This is a genomic window from Vibrio sp. AH4 (assembly GCF_030710545.1).
Lineage (GTDB): Bacteria > Pseudomonadota > Gammaproteobacteria > Enterobacterales > Vibrionaceae > Vibrio > Vibrio metoecus.
Window position 1 is genome coordinate 344,891 of sequence record NZ_JALAIV010000003.1, and the last position, 17,727, is coordinate 362,617.

At 47.1% G+C, this 17,727-nt stretch carries 14 protein-coding genes; 6 read left to right on the top strand and 8 right to left on the bottom strand.

Annotated elements, in window-relative coordinates; all coding sequences use genetic code 11:
- Positions 1-31 precede the first annotated feature (31 nt).
- The 6 genes from MKA69_RS14640 to MKA69_RS14665 are packed head-to-tail and all read right to left on the bottom strand — an operon-like array spanning position 32 to position 6,859.
- Positions 32-1,675: a BatD family protein gene (locus MKA69_RS14640; protein ID WP_305848374.1), complete on the bottom strand. Its 1,644-nt coding sequence runs from the start codon at positions 1,673-1,675 to the stop codon at positions 32-34.
- Entirely contained in the window at positions 1,669-3,537 is a 1,869-nt protein-coding gene (locus MKA69_RS14645) for a VWA domain-containing protein (protein ID WP_305848375.1), read from the bottom strand. Before MKA69_RS14645 ends, MKA69_RS14640 begins: the two co-directional genes overlap by 7 nt.
- Position 3,538: 1 nt before the next feature.
- Positions 3,539-4,495 (bottom strand): VWA domain-containing protein, encoded by a 957-nt coding sequence (locus tag MKA69_RS14650; RefSeq protein ID WP_055027892.1) that lies wholly within the window; start codon positions 4,493-4,495, stop codon positions 3,539-3,541.
- Entirely contained in the window at positions 4,482-4,970 is a 489-nt protein-coding gene (locus tag MKA69_RS14655; RefSeq protein WP_000665189.1) for a DUF4381 domain-containing protein, read from the bottom strand. The genes MKA69_RS14650 and MKA69_RS14655 overlap by 14 nt, the downstream gene beginning before the upstream one ends.
- Positions 4,967-5,899: a DUF58 domain-containing protein gene (locus MKA69_RS14660; protein WP_055029378.1), complete on the bottom strand. Its 933-nt coding sequence runs from the start codon at positions 5,897-5,899 to the stop codon at positions 4,967-4,969. The genes MKA69_RS14655 and MKA69_RS14660 overlap by 4 nt, the downstream gene beginning before the upstream one ends.
- Before the next feature lie 3 nt (positions 5,900-5,902).
- Positions 5,903-6,859 (bottom strand): MoxR family ATPase, encoded by a 957-nt coding sequence (locus tag MKA69_RS14665; protein WP_000009894.1) that lies wholly within the window; start codon positions 6,857-6,859, stop codon positions 5,903-5,905.
- A gap of 413 nt (positions 6,860-7,272) precedes the next feature.
- Here MKA69_RS14665 and MKA69_RS14670 point away from each other — a divergent pair, with 413 nt between their 5' ends.
- Both MKA69_RS14670 and MKA69_RS14675 read left to right on the top strand, forming a co-directional pair.
- The gene (locus tag MKA69_RS14670; RefSeq protein ID WP_000475375.1) at positions 7,273-9,189 is read left to right on the top strand and encodes a methyl-accepting chemotaxis protein; all 1,917 of its coding nucleotides are present in this window, start codon (positions 7,273-7,275) and stop codon (positions 9,187-9,189) included.
- A gap of 59 nt (positions 9,190-9,248) precedes the next feature.
- A complete protein-coding gene (locus MKA69_RS14675; protein ID WP_000997592.1) occupies positions 9,249-9,449 on the top strand; it encodes a chromosome segregation ATPase in 201 nt (66 codons plus the stop codon).
- A gap of 105 nt (positions 9,450-9,554) precedes the next feature.
- Here the strand turns inward: MKA69_RS14675 and MKA69_RS14680 are convergent, their stop codons facing one another.
- A complete protein-coding gene (locus MKA69_RS14680; RefSeq protein WP_000549398.1) occupies positions 9,555-10,208 on the bottom strand; it encodes a DsbA family oxidoreductase in 654 nt (217 codons plus the stop codon).
- A gap of 670 nt (positions 10,209-10,878) precedes the next feature.
- On the opposite strand from MKA69_RS14680, the gene MKA69_RS14685 reads away from it, so the two are divergent.
- The 3 genes from MKA69_RS14685 (at position 10,879) to MKA69_RS14695 (ending at position 14,734) form a co-directional block, all read left to right on the top strand.
- Positions 10,879-12,087, top strand: coding sequence for a NupC/NupG family nucleoside CNT transporter (locus MKA69_RS14685; RefSeq protein WP_055029381.1), 1,209 nt, complete (start codon positions 10,879-10,881; stop codon positions 12,085-12,087).
- Positions 12,088-12,434: 347 nt separating this feature from the next.
- Positions 12,435-13,667, top strand: coding sequence for a peptidase T (pepT, locus tag MKA69_RS14690; protein WP_305848376.1), 1,233 nt, complete (start codon positions 12,435-12,437; stop codon positions 13,665-13,667).
- 209 nt (positions 13,668-13,876) lie between these two features.
- The gene (locus MKA69_RS14695; RefSeq protein WP_055029382.1) at positions 13,877-14,734 is read left to right on the top strand and encodes a mechanosensitive ion channel family protein; all 858 of its coding nucleotides are present in this window, start codon (positions 13,877-13,879) and stop codon (positions 14,732-14,734) included.
- Here MKA69_RS14695 and norR read toward each other — a convergent pair.
- The gene (gene norR, locus MKA69_RS14700) at positions 14,731-16,323 is read right to left on the bottom strand and encodes a nitric oxide reductase transcriptional regulator NorR (protein WP_305848377.1); all 1,593 of its coding nucleotides are present in this window, start codon (positions 16,321-16,323) and stop codon (positions 14,731-14,733) included. The genes MKA69_RS14695 and norR overlap by 4 nt on opposite strands.
- Positions 16,324-16,516: 193 nt before the next feature.
- Between norR and hmpA the strand changes: the two genes are divergently transcribed.
- Positions 16,517-17,701, top strand: coding sequence for an NO-inducible flavohemoprotein (gene hmpA, locus MKA69_RS14705; RefSeq protein ID WP_305848378.1), 1,185 nt, complete (start codon positions 16,517-16,519; stop codon positions 17,699-17,701).
- Positions 17,702-17,727: the final 26 nt, after the last annotated feature.

The window sequence follows — 17,727 nt, forward strand, 5'->3', positions numbered from 1 at the left end:
TATCCCCCAGTAACACGAAATTGCAGCAGTGTCATAACTGAGGTAATTCTGTCTCTTGTCGGCGAGTGCTTTTACGTTGTTGCTTCTGTTTGACCATAACCCAGCGCTTTAATTCACTGAAATCTGGAGTTTGTGGTTGCTCTGAATAACAGGCTTGTTGTAAAGGATAAAGCAATGCCGTCAGCGCTTGCTGCTCATCTTGATCTAAGATGATTTCGCTTTGCCATGTACGTATTGCTTGGCTGATTGCTAGAAGATCTTGCTGCTCAATCGCCTGAAGGAGTGTTTGATACGCAGATGATAGCTCAGAACGGTTGGAGCTTATCTGTTGTGAACGTTTTGTATGTTGCCATTGCCACCAAGCGAATAGGCTAGTGGCTAACCACAGTAGTGCAAAGAGTAAGGTCAGGTATGGCCAATAACCTGCATCACTAATTGGTGGGTTGTTCGGTGTTGTCGTTGAGAGCGCTGGCACGGTGGGTAACGCGGCTTCTTCACTGGGCTTGACGTGTAGAACTAAACCTGAAATTTGGCTCATTTGTGCTGTTTGTTTCTGCGTGTTCCACCAATGGAGTCTGACTTCGGGCAAGGAAATATCTCCCGCTTGACGAGGGATCAGCACCTGCTTAAGCGTCATCAGAGTCTCTCCGTTGTCGAGTGTGCTGAACTGGGGCTTTTCCGCATACACGCTAACGGATTCGGGGTATTCAATACTGAAATTAGGCAGTTGTTGCTGAGTGAGGCCACTCACTTGTAAACGCAATTCTCGCGTGATGGCATGGCCGACCTGTGTTTCGTATTGCTCAGGTGAACTTAGTGTTTTCTGACCATCAGACCAGTTTTGACTAAGGTGTAATTTGGCTGTCGGTAGCCAGAAGCCTTGATAATTTGCGGGTTTTTTGAGCACGGTGATCGCATACGTTTTGGGTTGAGTGAGCAGTGGGATTAAACGTGTACCACCACTGTATTGGTTACCGTAGAGCAGGCTTGCTTTTAAGATTGGCTCACTGAGATTAAAGCTACCCGCCTGTTGTGCTGTAATGCGAAAAGATTGTTCAACGATGGTCACTTCCACGCCATCGAGCACGCTAGGGTATTGTTTGGGTTCACTGGCGGACTCGATCTGCATTCCATCGACTTTCGGCGGCGTAATGTTTGGGTCACGTAGCCGGCGCACATCTTCTTTAATTATCAACTGAGCATGAAACAAGGTACTTTCACCCGGATATAGTTGCGTGCGCTCTAAACGGCTACGCACTTCTGCCAACTCTTGTTGTGCTGGTTGATGCTGATCTTCTGTGACCTGAATGGCGATAGGTGTGGTTTGGGCATTACCCAACTGAAAGCGGGGAATAGTAATGATGCCGGTTTTTTGAGCGGCAATCGCCACTGTCCATTCGCTACGCTGGGAGTAGTTGCCATTTATGATATTGGTTGAAGAGGCAAAACTCGGTTGACCAACGAAAAAATCCGGCTCCAGTTGAGAAAAATCGAGTGCATCGGCAGAGGCTTTGTCACTGCTGATGATCCTGAGCTGAATCACTTCATTCTTAACTACTTTATTTTTACTGACACTGGCCACTAAATCGGCAGCATGGGCTGGTAGCCCGAATAGGCTAACCGCGAGCGTGAGCCAGAAAAGTGCGGAGTGATAAACAGAGAGCTTCTTTACCATGGCTGGTCGGTTTCCATTGGTTGAGGTTTACGTTGGGCTTGTAAAAACAGTTGCGCACGTAATAAAGCGCTCGGATCGCGCGCATTCTCGACTTGCTCTAATTTGCGTAGCTGCGGGTCGAGGTTGGGATCCGCCGAAGATGTTACAGACTCGGATTGCTGAGCATTATGCTGTTCATCGTCTTGTTTATTGACTTGCTCAGAGCGGTTTTGCTGCTGATTTGGTTGTTCATTTTTCTCCGACGCTTGTTCAGTACGGGGAGAGTTAGCTGATGTCGGCTGAGCCTGCTCTTTTTCACTCGCCTCGGGTTGCGCATTATTTTGTGGATTCTGAGATCGATCGAGATCCGACGGTCGTTTTGTTTGAGGATCCGTAGCGGGTGCCTTAGTTGTCTCCGATGGGGATTCTTGCTGCTCTTGACTGGAGGCTCCCGATGATGAATCCTGCTGTTGCTGTTGCTGTTGCTGTTGCTGTTGCTGTTGCTGTTGCTGTTGCTGTTGCTGTTGCTGTTGCTGTTGCTGTTGCTGTTGCTGCTCTGCGGCGTTAACAACTTGCAGATTGTGCTGAGCATCTTGATGGTTTGGTTGTTGTTTGAGCACCTGCTCATACAATTCGCGCGCTTTAGGGAAATTTCCCGCTTGTGCGTAAGCGTTCGCCAAGTTGTATTGTGTTTCTAAATCAGGGTTCTCAATACGCGAATACGCTTCAATGGCACCGGGATAATCTTTTGCATAGTAGCGCGCTGCACCTTGCCATTTCGGGTCTCGAAATGTTTCAGCCGCTTGCGAATATTGTTTGGCTTCGAACGCGCGCATTGCTTGCTGATCCTGATTTAGCCATGGGGATGCCGAAGCCTCTTGGACAGGAAAGTGAGTACCGACAATCAGCAGCAAGGTAAAAATCACGCCACGGCGAAATATAGCTAAAGCGGCGATAACTAAAGGCAGAACTAGCCAATAACCGTTGTTGACTCGTTCAGTAACGACTTTACGCGAGGTTTGGTTGGCGATATCGGTTTGCTGTTGTGTGAGGTGTAAAATCTGCTCAACATCTGCGCCATCGGCGCGATAGGCGGTGAATACCCCTTGCACGCTGTGCGTGAGTTGCTGCATTGGTTCAAAGGACGTTTTGGCGATCACCGTCTGACCTTGAGGACTCTTGAGTAAGCTGCCATCACTCAAGGTAATCGGAGCACCATTTGATGTCCCGATGGCAAGTAAAATCAGACGCCATGAGCTATTTTCTAACTGTTGAGTGATTTTCTCTCGTTCAGCGGTACGAATATCGTCAGTCAGCAGAATCAAATCACCTTTTTGATGGCCCGCTTGTTGCAGCATGGAAATGGCTAAACCCACTGCATTTGCCGCATTCGCCCCTTGATAGGGCATGATCTCGGGAGATAACGAGGGGATCAAATTGCCCAGTGTTGCGCTGTCACGAGTCAGAGGGCTCACCACATAAGCATCGGCAGCGTAAGCGACCAATCCTGTACTACCCTCATGCCAGCCTTTCAGCAGATCCAACGCTTTATAACGAGCTTGAGTTAGTCGATTTGGCGCTAAATCAGTGGCGTACATGGATTGTGACATATCCATAATTAATACTCGCGCAGCGCTATTTTGCACACTGGGTCGCTCAGCCGATTGCCAACTTGGCCCTGCGAGTGCAAGCACCGCGATCATCCATCCGACTCCCAGTAATCCACTGAGGTAGTGGCCTTGAGGCACACCAATCCCCATAACGTGAGCAAGATGAGGAGCAATTAAGCCCCGCTGGTTTTTACGTGCTCTCAGCCAAAATGCGAAACCTAGTGAAGGGATCAGTAACCATAACCAGTATGGATAGAGGAAAGTTAGTGGCATGTTATCTCCTCACAATAACCAGAATGACAGAAAGCAGTAATGCCACACTCAATGGGTAGAAAAACCACTCGGTTTGTGGTCGCCAAAATTGGTTGGTTTGGTTAATGGGTTCAAGTTGGTTAATGGTGTCATATATATTTTGTAAGTCTTGCTGGTTGCGTGCACGGAAATACTGCCCCCCGGTGGTTGAGGCGATGGTTTGCAGAGTCTTTTCATCCAGATCTTGCGCTGTATTGACCTTGCGGCTAAACAGAAAATCTTTGACTACCATTTCACCGGCTCCCACTCCAACGGTATAAATTGTAGAGTGGTATTGCTTGGCAATATTCGCCGCTTCGAGTGGGTCGAGAACTCCAGCAGTATTGCTACCGTCACTGAGCAGAATCATTACTCGTTGTGGTGCGTCACTGTCGATAAAAATCTTGGTTGCTAGCCCAATGCCTTCACCAATTGCAGTTTGGGTACCAATGAGTTTTAAAACCGCTTGGTTGAGCTGTTGAGTGACGGTCTCTCTGTCCAACGTGAGTGGTGTTTGTAAATAAGCATGGTCGGCAAACAGAATAAGCCCAATACGGTCTCCTTCACGTTTGGCAATAAACTCAGACAACACTTGTTTTACCGCTGTGAGGCGGTCGACCATCTGTTGACCGGATTGCATGTCTTCCTGACTCATTGAATAGGAAAGATCAACCACTAACATCAGATCACGATGTGAAGTGCTGGTGCTTACTGGTTCTCCATACCAAACTGGCCTTGCTGCTGCGCTAAGCAACAGAATCCACAATCCGACGGCGAGTATACGAGGAAGCCAAGAACGAGCTTGGATACCAGATGTATCAGGAAGATAGGGCAGCTTAATGGCTGCCCGAGATTGAATGGCTGGTGCAAAAAAATAGATAAGCCAAGGCAGTGGGAGCAATAAAAATGCCCACCACCAAATAAACTCAAAACTTGCCAATGCCTGATTTTCTCCGCTTTCTCGGCGGCAAGGCGCTTTCTACCCAATGATAACAGTGGTGAACCAGCTCATCGGCATTGTTCACTTTCTGTTTTTGGTATAACGCTTGCTGCCACAGGGTTTCATTTGGTACGAAAAGTGGGTGTCCGACTTGGGCGTCTAAAAAGGCGTACCAATCTTTACCGGTTAAATGCGCAATCTCTTCGCGAGGGTAATAGCACAGTGCAGCCTGACGAACCAACTCAATGGCTGAAGAGGGCGTTTGTGGGCTTACCGTTAAGCTCAGAAGACGTAACGCGGATTTTTTAGGGGCGAGACGACGGCGACGCCAACGCACGGCCAATCCGATGATGAGCATCACGATGAGAATACCACCTACGCTTGCCCACCATCCCCAAGCTAATGGAAACCAGCTCGGGAGCTCTGGCAAATGCAGGGCGTTGAGATCCAGTGATGTGATTGACGATTCCTTCATTTCTTATGGTCCGATAATTGTTGCAGCAAAGGTATCCCGCTTGAAACTGAGCGGTAGTCCATTTCCAATAATAGACAGAGTGATTTTAGTTTTTCTTTTTGAGTTTCAAAGGCTTTTTTGATACCTGCACGCGTACTATTTATCGAAAAGTTGAGCCAGCGCGTCTCTTGGTTATTTTGTACTTGCTCAATACCACGAAATGAGGTGTCTCCTTGCTCTAATGGATCGTAAATTTGCACCATGCGTACGCGGTTGTGCCGACACAACTGACGTAGGGAAAGTGCATGCTGCTGTACATCTAAATCAACAAAATCGCTGATCAACACCACTTCACTGCCTTTGGGGCATAATCGATTGAGAGTGCTCAATACATCATGCAATGCCAGATTTCTTGGTGTGTGTTCTGAATACGGCTTATGTTGTGCTTCAATGCAGGCCGCTAAAATAGGCAAGACTCCACGTTGGCGGCTGTTCGGTTTTATCTCAACCAGACGATGCCCTAAATCAATCACAGCGCCGACTCGGTCTTGTTGCTTCACGGCAAGCCAACTGAGCAAGCTGGCTAAATGTGCCGCCTGAACTGCTTTGAGCAGTAAACTGGAACCAAATTGCATCGACTGGCTTAGATCGATATAAAGTACGACAACTTTTTCTCGCTCTTCACTGAACAACTTAGTGTGTGGCTTACCCGTTCTCGCGGTAACTCGCCAGTCAATTGAGCGAATATCATCCCCCGCTTGGTACTGGCGCACTTCTGAGAAATCCATTCCTCGTCCTAGACGGCGGCTTTGATGCTGGCCGATGCGTTGCGACCATACTTGGCGTGCAGGGGGCAAAAAATGCACGGCTTGCTGTTCATAGGCAAGCAACTCTTCAAGACACAGAGTGACGCCGTTAGCATGCAAGGGCAGCGAATGGGGCATGGTCATAAGCTACGCACTGCCAACTAAAGCCAACAGATGGTTGATGACTTGATTCGGATGTACTCCTTCCGCTTGTGCCTGATAACTCAGTAGCAGCCGGTGGCGCAACACCGAAAATGCCATCACTTGCACATCCTCGGGCGTAACAAAGTCTCGGCCGTGTAACCAAGCGTGGGCTCGCGCACAACGATCCAATGCAATGGTTGCTCGTGGGCTTACTCCCATCGCAAGCCATTGTGCCAGCTTCTGGTCGTAATTGGCTGGCTGACGGGTGGCCATAATTAAGCGTACAAGATAGCTTTCGATTGATTCTGCCATGTGCACATTAAGCACTTCTTGGCGAGCCCTAAAGACTTGTTGTTGAGTGATCAACGGCTTATCTAGCGTTTGCTCTCCTTTCGCTTCACCGCGATTGAGGCGCAAAATGGCTAACTCATCTTGTGCATTTGGGTAACTCACCTCTAAATGCAGCAAAAATCGGTCGAGTTGCGCTTCAGGGAGAGGGTAGGTTCCCTCTTGCTCAATAGGGTTTTGTGTCGCCATTACGAGAAAGAGCTCTGGTAAGCGGTAGGTTTTTCGCCCCACTGAGATCTGTTTTTCTGCCATGGCTTCTAACATGGCGGCCTGCACTTTGGCTGGGGCGCGGTTAATTTCATCCGCGAGCACCAACGAGTTAAAAATCGGGCCGGATTGAAATACAAATTCACCGGTTTCCGGACGGAACACATCGGTACCGGTAAGATCGGCCGGCAGCAAATCTGGCGTAAATTGAATGCGGTGGAAATCGCCTTCAATACATTCGGCAAGTGATTTAACCGCTCGTGTTTTCGCCAGCCCCGGAGGGCCTTCAACCAGAATGTGTCCATCAGCAAGTAGGGCGATGAGCAGCTGGTTAATGAAATCGGTTTGACCGATCACTTGTTGATTCAAATAGTGCTGCAACGTTTGAAAAGGTTGAAACGACATGAATTCTTCCACTCCTTGATATCTCTGCGGTTAGTGTTACGTATTTCGCAGAAAGTTCCATAAAAAACGCCTACGTCGAGTTTGGATGGTTGATTTTTATCCGTTCGGCGGTCGGTGGTGTCGATCGGGCTTTAACAACGCCACGATTCGCGGTTCATGATCTTGGCCTACTGGAAGCGGATTGTTGATCTATGCTGATGGAGCCATATAGCGACGGTGAGCGGGAAAACGTGCACGTTTTCTCTCTGTTATCAGTATTTAAGTAGTGATTTATAAGTGTCGCTTATGCAATTTGCATTAAAGTGTGATCTGCGATTGGTTTGGCGTGAGATTTTGTAAGAATTTTCTTAAGTCGCGTGATCTTAAGTCGATAATAGATAGGTTTCGATGATAGCCATAATTAGGCGGAGAGTATGTTTAAACTGCATCAAATGAGTATCAAACAAAAGGTTGTGTTAGGCGTTACTTTTGCCGTGTTGGCATCGACCCTGATTGTTGGGGTAATGGCACAGCGTCAGGCACGAGAAGTTCAAGAACATCGTTTGATCGATTTGGAACTGCCCAATATTTTGAATTTAATTAAAACGGATATTGACCATCAGGTTATTCAACTGTTGGCGTCGGCACAGCAAATTGCCAGTAACGAGTTTGTCCAGCAAGCTATTGCAAGTACAGAAAGAGATCCCGCAACTGAGGCTTTATTGATTAAGCAACTGAATAATTTGCGGGATCAATACAAACTGAATGATGCTTCCGTGGCAAACCGCAAAACGGCCTACTACTGGAACCAAAATGGCTTTTTGCGACAACTGAATCAGCAGCAAGATGGTTGGTTTTTTGGCTTTACCCACTCAGGTAAACCGACCATGGTGAGCATGTTTCAAGAAGCGAATGGGGAAGTAAAAATGTTTGCCAATTACCAATTGGTGAATGGCGACACCATGTCGGGTATGTCGAAATCCATGGATGATATGGTGCGATTACTGAACAGCTTTAAAATTGAGGATACGGGCTTTGTGTTTTTAACCAATGCGCAAGGTGATGTACAAATTCATCGCCAAAAAGAGCAGGTTAAATCCAACTTGCAGAAAATCTATGGTTCTGAGGCAAGTGCGCTACTCAACAAAAATGGATTTAATTTGATCTCTGCTGAATATCAAGGTGAAGAGGTGATGGTTGCGAGCCTCTACATTGAGAGTATGGATTGGTTCTTAGTTGGTACTGTACCTGTGCATGAGGTTTTTGCGGAACTGGATGCGGTTGCGCAGCGTATGATGCTGACCACTCTCGTGGTGGCGGGGATTTTCATTGTGATGGGGATCTTTCTTGCCAACAGCATCGCAACCCCGATTAACCAAATTGCCAAACGCTTTACCGATTTAGGGAAAGGTGATGGAGATTTATCACAACGCATAGAAGTAAAAGGCAATGATGAAATTGCTCAGCTTTCAAAGGGCTTCAATGGTTTTATTGAAAAGATCCATCAATCGATTAAAGATGTGGCACAAACCAGTCGCGAGCTGCAAGTGGCCGCGGAAGGTGTATCGCGTAAAGCGTTAGTCACCCATGATAATAGCCAGCAGCAGCGTGATCAGACCATTCAAGTGGTGACGGCGATTAACCAAATGGGCGCGACCATCAGTGAAATTGCTTCTAATGCGGCGACCGCGGCAGAAACCGCCAATCAAGCATCCGGTAATGCGGATCAAGGGCGTAATGTGGTGAATAAGGCGAAAGATGCGATCAGCCGCCTAGCCGTGGATATTGAAAACACCGGTAAAGTAGTGGAGCAGTTGGCTTCAACGACGCAAGAGATTGGGTCAATTTTGGATGCAATTCGAGGCATTTCAGAGCAAACCAACTTGTTGGCACTGAACGCGGCGATTGAAGCTGCGCGCGCTGGGGATCAGGGGCGTGGTTTTGCGGTTGTGGCCGATGAAGTGCGCAATTTGGCAAGCCGTACTGCCGCATCGACCGAAGAAATTCAAAAAATGATCAATCAGTTGCAAACAGATGCCAAGAATGCTGTATCGGCAATGGATGCCGGTAAAGCGATTACTCATCAAGGAGTGGCTTCTTCTGATGAGGCGGTGAATGTACTGATGAGTATTTCTGAGCGCATTCACGACATTTCGGATCGTAATACCCAAGTGGCGACCGCAACAGAAGAGCAATCGACAGTTGTGCACACCATCAACCAAAATATTGAAGAGATCAATGCCATCAACGAAGTCACTACCAGCACGGCGCAAGAGTTGGCGGATGCAAGTAAATCCTTGCGTGAGCTTTCAGGGCGTTTAGACAAAATGGTGGGTAACTTTAAACTCTAGCAACCTCGCCGGGAGTTGGTTACACTTCCGGCCAGTAAAAACCAAGTAGGTAAAGAGTGATGAACGATTTCGAAAAAGAACTGGAGTTGATGTCTCAGCAGGTGGCCGATGAGCCGGAAACCAAACTGCCCAGTCTGGAAGAGCAAAAAGCGATTGCTGAAAAACTCAAGCAGTTGGAAGCGGAAGGGAAGCTAACTCCAGAGGTGCTTGAAGCCTATTTTGGTCAATACTACGTGAAAGCTGAAACGCCAATTCACTAGGTTGGTTAACATCTCGCCGCCCTCCATTTATCGAGCCGCTTTGCGGCTCGACTTCTCTCTGCGGGGGTAGTGTTCAGCCAACCACTTTAAAACCCGTCAGATATGCTAATGGCCATGTTCCGTTTTCGCGGTAAGCCGCTGCAGTACATCAAACAAAATATCGCTGGTTTGCGCACCAGAAATTAAATATTTTTGCTCAATAATTAATGTAGGCACAGCGTGAATGCTAGCTTGCAGCCACTGTTGCTCCGTATTGGCAACCGCTTTAGCCCAAGATTCATCATTGAGAATTTGCTGGCAAGCCGTACGCTCTAAACCGACCGTTTCGGCAACCTCAAGCAACACCTCATCTTCATCAATCGCTTTTCCTTGCTGAAAATAAGCACGCCACAGAGCGAGTTTTAGTGGCAATTGTTTGTCTTGCTGATTGGCCCATAGGAGCAATTGGTGGGCTTTGCGCGTATTGTAAATTCGCATCTGGTCAAAAAAGTGGAATTCAAACCCTACCTCTTTACCCAGTTCCGTTAAGGTATTTCTGGCTTGTTGACTTGCTTCGACACTCGTACCGTATTTTTTCGCAAGATGCTCACGCAAGTTTTCGCCTCCGGCAGCCAGCCTCGGATTCAGTTCATAGGGATGCCATCTGAGCGTTGCTTCAATGTGTGGTAGCCTAGATAACGCTTGGTTTAACCTAAAGTAGCCAATGACACACCAAGGGCAGACAACATCCGAGACAAGATCAATCGTTAACTTGTGCATCGTACTCTCCTTCGCCAGTGTGGGGTCCAATTGATGAGCTCTGTTCATCATAACGTTATCGACCGACTTTAGGGGCGATGCGTTGTATTTTGTTGTGTGAAAAATGCGCAAAAAGTGAAGTGGAGCTGAAAAAAAAAGCCTCACGGTTTCTAAGAAACGCGTGAGGCGTTGACACTGACGTTGTTAGTAATGGTTATTCGATACATGAAATTGAGTTAAAACTAGGCCGATTTTTGTGCTTATGCCAGATTGTTTTGTGACCAATCGATAAAAGAGTGCAACTTTGTGATATGCGTTCCATTCAATATGTGGCCGCATGGTGCAAGTGTGTTGATTTAGAGTCACTGCACTGTGAATCCCTCATTGGTAACAGGGCTGAAGGAAAAATGTCATAAATAAACGTTTGCGTGAAAAAATGTGATGAAACTCATTTTTTTATCGTTATACTTTCCGCCCGGCTAAGAGCCGGTTGCTCTGCCAGTACAAGCCGTCACAAGGAAATGTGAATGACCCCAAGGACAGGACCAGCTAATTCCTAAACTTGTGTCTGTTGACGTTGATGGCGAGTGAGCAATGAATTTTTATTCTCTCCTTTCGCAGCCCTCTCTGCCTACACCGTGACCAAGCCATTGGGATACCCTGTTTTTACTCACATTTTTCTAGGTAAATTATGGCGATTTTGTTTGGAATCATCGGTGTTTCGGTACTGATCTTATGCGCGTATCTGCTTTCTGAAAGCCGTAGCGCGATTAATTGGAAAACGGTTTCTCGCGCTTTGTTGCTGCAAATCGGTTTCGCCGCATTGGTGCTTTATTTCCCATGGGGACAAGCGGCACTTAGCCGTTTAAGTAATGGTGTTTCCGGCTTGTTGAGCTTTGCGGATATTGGGATTCGCTTCTTGTTTGGTGACTTGGCGGATACTGGTTTTATTTTCGCGGTTCGTGTACTGCCTATCATCATTTTCTTCAGTGCGTTGATTTCGGCATTGTACTATCTGGGTGTGATGCAAAAAGTGATTGCCCTGATTGGTGGTGGTATTCAACGTTTTTTAGGAACGAGCAAAGCGGAATCTCTTGTCGCTACGGGCAACATCTTCCTATCACAAGGTGAGTCGCCACTGCTGGTTCGCCCATTTCTCGCCAATATGACTCGTTCAGAACTGTTTGCGGTTATGGCGGGGGGGATGGCCTCGGTTGCCGGTTCTGTATTGGGTGGTTATGCCGGTTTAGGGGTTGAGCTGAAATATCTGATTGCAGCCAGTTTTATGGCGGCTCCTGGCAGTTTGATGATGGCGAAAATTATTGTGCCAGAGCGTGGTACGCCGATTGACCAAAGCCAAGTGGCATTGGACAAAGCGCAAGAAAGCAATTTGATTGACGCTCTCGCCAGTGGTGCGATGAATGGTATGAAAGTAGCGGTTGCTGTCGGTACTATGTTGATCGCTTTCGTTAGTGTTATCGCGATGGTAAACACGGGCCTTGAAAATCTCGGTGACCTGATTGGTTTTAGTGGCGTTACGCTACAAGCACTGTTTGGTTACCTATTTGCCCCACTGGCATGGGTGATTGGCATTCCAAGCCATGAAGTGTTAGCGGCTGGTTCATACATTGGTCAAAAAGTCGTAATGAATGAGTTTGTTGCTTTCATCGACTTCGTTGAACATAAAGCACTGCTTTCTGAACATAGCCAAGTGATCATCACATTTGCTCTGTGCGGTTTTGCCAATATTGGTTCGATCGCGATTCAACTTGGTTCGATCGGGGTGATCGCTCCTCAGCGCCGCTCAGAGGTCGCCAATCTTGGTATTAAAGCCGTCATTGCAGGAACATTAGCAAACCTGATGAGTGCGTGCTTAGCTGGGCTATTTATCGCTCTTTAAGCGCTTTATCATCAAGTTTGTGGCGAGCTGCAATCGAATGCGTTGGCACACGTTAAGCCTACCCTCTGGGTAGGCTTTTTGTTTTCATCTCCAAACCAACGCTTTTAGCGGTGATGAGCGTTTGTGCATCGTGCGCTGCCTAAAAAAGAGAATAAAACACGTAGCATTGTGCTCGCCGACCGTTTTTTAAGTGAGGAATAGCGCCTCATTATGATTAATCGGTGAAAAACTGATTTGTAACAACTCATCACTAATAAGAATACGTAGTATGGGATGCAATTCACTGCTTATGACCCTTTCAGCGTTGTTACACAGCGCTGCGTATTTGAATGATGAGTGTTTGCTATATGAAAAATCTTGTTGGGCGCTTTATGCGCTATGTCACTTTTGATACCCAATCTAAACCCAAAAACCATCATTGCCCAAGTTCCACTGGGCAAAAAGTCTTTGCACAAGCGCTGTATGAAGAGTTGTTGGCACTAGGTTTGAGTGATGTATCACTGGACGAGCATGGCTACGTGATGGCCAAACTCAAATCCAATGTGGATTATTCCATACCCGCGATTGGCTTTATTGCGCATATGGATACCGCGCCGGATGCAAGCGGTAAAAATGTGAAACCGCAAATCGTTGAAGATTACCAAGGTGGGGATATTGCCCTCGGGAAAGGGGATGAAGTGCTATCGCCGATCCAATATCCCGATCTGCATTTACTGCATGGCTATAACCTGATCACGACCGATGGTACGACCTTGCTGGGCGCCGATAACAAAGCGGGTATTGCCGAAATCATCACTGCAATTGAAATGTTGCTCGCGAATCCTTCTATTGCGCATGGCGATATTTCCATTGCTTTTACTCCGGATGAGGAAATTGGTCGCGGTGCGAATCACTTTGATGTCGCCAAGTTTGCTGCACAGTGGGCGTATACCATTGATGGTGGGCCAATCGGAGAGTTGGAGTATGAAAACTTCAATGCTGCAACGGCGACGGTGACTTGCCACGGAGTGAATGTTCATCCGGGTACCGCGAAAGATAAAATGGTCAACGCGATGCACATCGCTGCGCAGTTTATTTTGATGATGCCAGAAAGTGAGACTCCGCAGCACACAGAAGGCTATGAAGGGTTTTATCATCTTTCGAGTGCGACGATGAGCGTAGCAAAATCCGAATTGAAGTACATCCTGCGTGATTTTGATGCTAGTGGCTTACAAGCGCGACAAGCGTTGATGCAAGCGAAAATCGATGAGTTAAACCATCAGCTTAAAAAGGGCCGCATCGAAGTCAGTTTTGAACAGAGCTATGCCAACATGAAAGAGATGGTGGAGCCTCATCCTCATATCATTGAATTGGCAAAACAGGCCATGATTGATTGTGATGTGGAACCGAAAATTAAGCCAATTCGAGGTGGTACGGATGGTGCGCGGTTGTCATTTATGGGATTACCTTGCCCAAACATTTTTACCGGAGGCTACAATTTCCACGGTATTCATGAGTTCATCACAATCGAGGGAATGGAAGCTGCCGTTCAAGTGATTGTGAAACTGGCAGAGAAAACAGCACTGCATTATCGACCATAAGCCATCTTGCTAAGACGAGCCGCTCATTGAGCGGCTTTTTTATTATCTCCCTAAACCGCGCTTTTAGTGGTAGTGATTGTTTTCCTGTGTAAGAGAGCCAAGAGTTTAGGGATTGCGCTTGTCATGTTAGGGTGTTCAATGGTGAAATTGGCGCGCCTTGCAACACATAACAAACGAAGCGGCGGGTTAAGCCGTAGTAGGAGAAGAACATGGAACAATTGAGCACAATGATTGATTTTTTGCTCACACATAAGCTGCTGTTTAGTGCATTGATTTTACTGAGTGTTATTTCGGTACGCCGCCTTGTGTTAGAGCATATCCGAGGAGACGCCGCGCTCATCACAGAAAAACAACGTAAATGGATGTCGCGCACTAAAAATGGTGTGTTTGCGGCTACGTTACTGACGCTTTTCATCCTTTGGCAATCAGAAATCAGCCAGTTTGCCCTTTCAGTGACAGCGATTGCGGTCGCGATTGTGGTCGCTTCTAAAGAGATCATTTTATGTTTTACCGGATCGATTCAGCGCGCGAGTTCACGTTCGTTTCGTATTGGCGACTGGATTGAAGTGGGGAAATTATGTGGTGAAGTGATCGAACACAATCTGATGGCAACCGTGATCCAAGAGATTGATTTGCATCACGGCCAATACCATTACACGGGGAAAACGGCGACCTTGCCAAACAGCATGTTTTTCTCTTATCCCGTGAAAAATCTTAACTTTATGAAGCGCTATGTGTTCCATAACTTTAATATTGTGGTGCCAGAGTTTGTTAACCTTTTCCCTTTGGTTCCGGTGTTGCACCAAAAAATTGATGAGCACTTTGCGCATTTTATGGAGGTGGCTCGTCGATATAATACCGTGATTGAGCGCCATGCTGGGGTCGATTTGCCAAGTGCTGAGCCACACATTGAAATCAGTAGCTCAGCAGCAGGGGAGCAAATCGTCCACATTATGATTTTCTGCCCGACGGAGCGCGCTAATCAATTGGAGCAGTTGATCCGTAAAGATTTTATGGAAGAGTACGAACGCGCTTTTCCACGCCCGATCCCCACGCCAGTGAGTTAATGTGAGCGCTCAATGGCATGACTACGTGAAACACTGAGCCCTAGCCGTTTCGCTAGCCGAGTGAGGTTAGCACGATCGGTTTGCAAGCGGCGTGCTGCCTCTGCCCAATTAAAGTTAGCTTGAGTTAAGGTTTCACTGATTAAGTGGCGCTGAAATTCATCGGTTGCGTCCCGTAAGCCACGGTCTTGATTCAGCTCACCAAGGAGAAAAGCTTCGCTTTGCGAAACTTCCACCATCGGGGCTTTGGGGCCGTGTAGCTCTCCAATATCTTCAGCCTTTAAGGTTGTCACAGGGCGACCTCGTTGACGGGCTTTTGCTTTCAGCGCTGCACGATTGATCACATGTTCCAGTTCACGCACATTACCTGGCCACGGATATTGAATCAGCTGAATTAGTGCCTCGGCGTGCAGCTTCAACTGAGCAATGCCCAACTTGCGTCTGGCTTGTTCGACGAAGTAGCCCGCTAATAGAGAAATATCCCCTTTGCGTTCGCGCAGTGGTGGAATGTGAACCGGATAGACGCTCAATCTGTGATACAAGTCGGCGCGAAAGCGGCCTGCTTCAACCTCTTTTTTTAAGTCACGATTGGTTGCGGCCAGAATTCGAACATCAACTGTTTGTACGCGATCTTGTCCAACAGGTTGAATTTCATGATTTTGTAGGGCTCGCAGAATTTTACTTTGCGCGCTCAACGGTAGCTCACCAATTTCATCCAGAAACAGAGTGCCGCCATCGGCGAGGACAAATTTTCCCATTCTGGCACGATCGGCTCCCGTGAAAGCGCCTTTAACGTGTCCAAACAACTCGCTTTCCAACAAATTCTCGGGAATCGCGGCACAGTTAACGTACACCAAAGGTTGCCGTTTACGGCTAGAGCGGTGATGAATGGTTCGAGCGACCAACTCCTTGCCAACCCCAGTTTCACCATGGATGAGAATATTGAACTGTGATGGTGCGACGACATCAATATCGGCTTTCATGGCTAGCATTGGGCCACTATTACCAATGATTTCAATGTTATTGCGGCTTAATGCTTCCTCAGTGAGTTCTTCTAAACGTTGTTGGGTTTGTTTCGCTTGGTTTTCTAGCTCGGAGAAGGTGAGTGCCATCTTCAATGTGGCGGCAGCAATTGCCGCTAGCATCTCCAAACTGCGAGGAGAAAGATGATCAAATGCATCGGGTTTCAAGCTATCTAAGGTCAAAATACCCAGTAGTTGTTCACCAAAGTGCAGCGGTAAGCCCATACAAGAGTGCATAGGGAGATCATCTTCGCTATCCAGTAACAAACCATCAAAAGGATCAGGAAGCGGGCAGTCTGCCGCAAAACGAACAGGGAGAGCGGCGTTGCAAATTTGTGCCAATCTAGGATGTTCACTGACGATGAATCGACGGCCTAAGGTATCGCGCGTTAACCCTTGCATCGCTAAGGGAGTGAGCATGTCATGCTGCAGAGACATCAATACCACGCAGTCGCAGGTGACGGCTTTGCGTACGGCATCAAGCAACCGATGGAAACGTTCTTCATTATTGGCTCCGCTGGCAAGGCCAACGGTCATTTCGAGCAATGTGCTGAGAGAAAATTCTTGCATCTTCGTTTTTGAATTGGGATTTTTTGATAGTTTAGTGTCAAATAGACTTATATCAAAGTGTTTAATTGACATAGGTTTAATTACATTAGTTATATTTTTCATATAGTTAATGTTTGGCATGCATTCTGCTCTTTAATTCAGCTTGTGAGAGTGGCTCAAGCCACCGTTTTAATGCCTTTATTGAGGAGAAGTTATGCTTACCCAAGACCACATCACCGTTATTAAAAGTACCATTCCTTTGTTGGAGTCTGCCGGCCCTGCGTTAACCCAGCATTTTTACCAAAGAATGTTCAACCATAATCCGGAACTGAAACATATCTTCAACATGACTCACCAGAAAACAGGACGACAAAGTGTTGCCCTGTTTGAAGCAATTGCGGCTTATGCAAAACACATTGATAATTTAGCGGCACTGACCAGTGCGGTAGAGCGTATTGCTCATAAGCACACCAGTTTTAATATTCAGCCTGAGCACTATCAGATCGTCGGACATCATTTGCTTGAAACATTGCGTGAGTTAGCCCCTGAAGCATTTACTGAACAAGTTGAAGAGGCGTGGACAGCGGCTTATTTCTTTTTAGCTCAGGTATTTATTGACCGAGAAGGGGTCTTGTACTTGGAACGCAAACATGCGTTGGGGGGCTGGCAAGGCGCAAGAACCTTTACGGTGCAAGAGAAGCGAATGGAATCGCAATACGTGACTAGTTTTATTTTGGTACCTGCCGATGGTGGGGTAGTGCTTGATTATCAGCCAGGACAGTACGTTGGTATTGAAGTCACTCCGCAAGGCAGTGACTACCGAGAAATTCGCCAATACTCATTGTCTCAAAGCTCAAATGGCAAAGCTTACCGTATCTCGGTTAAGCGTGAAGGCGTAGGCAGTGATAACCCTGGGCTAGTTTCCCACTATCTACACAACCAAGTGGAAGTAGGAGACAGTGTCAAGCTCTATGCTCCCGCGGGAGACTTTGTCTACGTTGAGCGTAAGCGTCCTGTGGTGTTGATTTCTGCCGGTGTAGGCGCTACGCCACTGCAAGCCATCTTGCACACGTTAGCGGAGCAAAACAAATCGGATGTGACTTATCTTTATGCGTGTAACCGTGCTAAGGAACATACTTTTGCTCAAGAAACGGCAAATCTAGTCGTTAAGCACGGTTGGCAACAACAGGTATGGTATCGAGATGAAACATCAGAGCATGCTTTACAAGGTGAGATGCAGTTAGCGCCACTTTCACTTCCTATTCAAGAGGGTGATTTTTATCTATGTGGGCCGATAGGATTCATGCAGAGCGTGGTTCAGCAGCTATTAACGCTTGGGGTGGATATGGAACGTATTCATTATGAAGTGTTTGGTCCCCATGCTCAGCTTATGGCGTAGCAGAAATAAAAATAGCCAGCCTAGTT

Bases quoted from the DNA above. Each gene is read 5' to 3' on its own strand.
- MKA69_RS14695 (WP_055029382.1), top strand. From the start codon at position 13,877: ATGGAACAATTGAGCACAATGATTGATTTTTTGCTCACACATAAGCTG.
- MKA69_RS14660 (WP_055029378.1), bottom strand. From the start codon at position 5,899: ATGACCATGCCCCATTCGCTGCCCTTGCATGCTAACGGCGTCACTCTG.
- norR (WP_305848377.1), bottom strand. From the start codon at position 16,323: ATGCAAGAATTTTCTCTCAGCACATTGCTCGAAATGACCGTTGGCCTT.
- MKA69_RS14675 (WP_000997592.1), top strand. From the start codon at position 9,249: ATGAACGATTTCGAAAAAGAACTGGAGTTGATGTCTCAGCAGGTGGCC.
- MKA69_RS14640 (WP_305848374.1), bottom strand. From the start codon at position 1,675: ATGGTAAAGAAGCTCTCTGTTTATCACTCCGCACTTTTCTGGCTCACG.
- MKA69_RS14680 (WP_000549398.1), bottom strand. From the start codon at position 10,208: ATGCACAAGTTAACGATTGATCTTGTCTCGGATGTTGTCTGCCCTTGG.
- hmpA (WP_305848378.1), top strand. From the start codon at position 16,517: ATGCTTACCCAAGACCACATCACCGTTATTAAAAGTACCATTCCTTTG.
- MKA69_RS14645 (WP_305848375.1), bottom strand. From the start codon at position 3,537: ATGCCACTAACTTTCCTCTATCCATACTGGTTATGGTTACTGATCCCT.
- MKA69_RS14670 (WP_000475375.1), top strand. From the start codon at position 7,273: ATGTTTAAACTGCATCAAATGAGTATCAAACAAAAGGTTGTGTTAGGC.
- MKA69_RS14665 (WP_000009894.1), bottom strand. From the start codon at position 6,859: ATGTCGTTTCAACCTTTTCAAACGTTGCAGCACTATTTGAATCAACAA.
- MKA69_RS14685 (WP_055029381.1), top strand. From the start codon at position 10,879: ATGGCGATTTTGTTTGGAATCATCGGTGTTTCGGTACTGATCTTATGC.
- MKA69_RS14655 (WP_000665189.1), bottom strand. From the start codon at position 4,970: ATGAAGGAATCGTCAATCACATCACTGGATCTCAACGCCCTGCATTTG.
- pepT (WP_305848376.1), top strand. From the start codon at position 12,435: ATGAAAAATCTTGTTGGGCGCTTTATGCGCTATGTCACTTTTGATACC.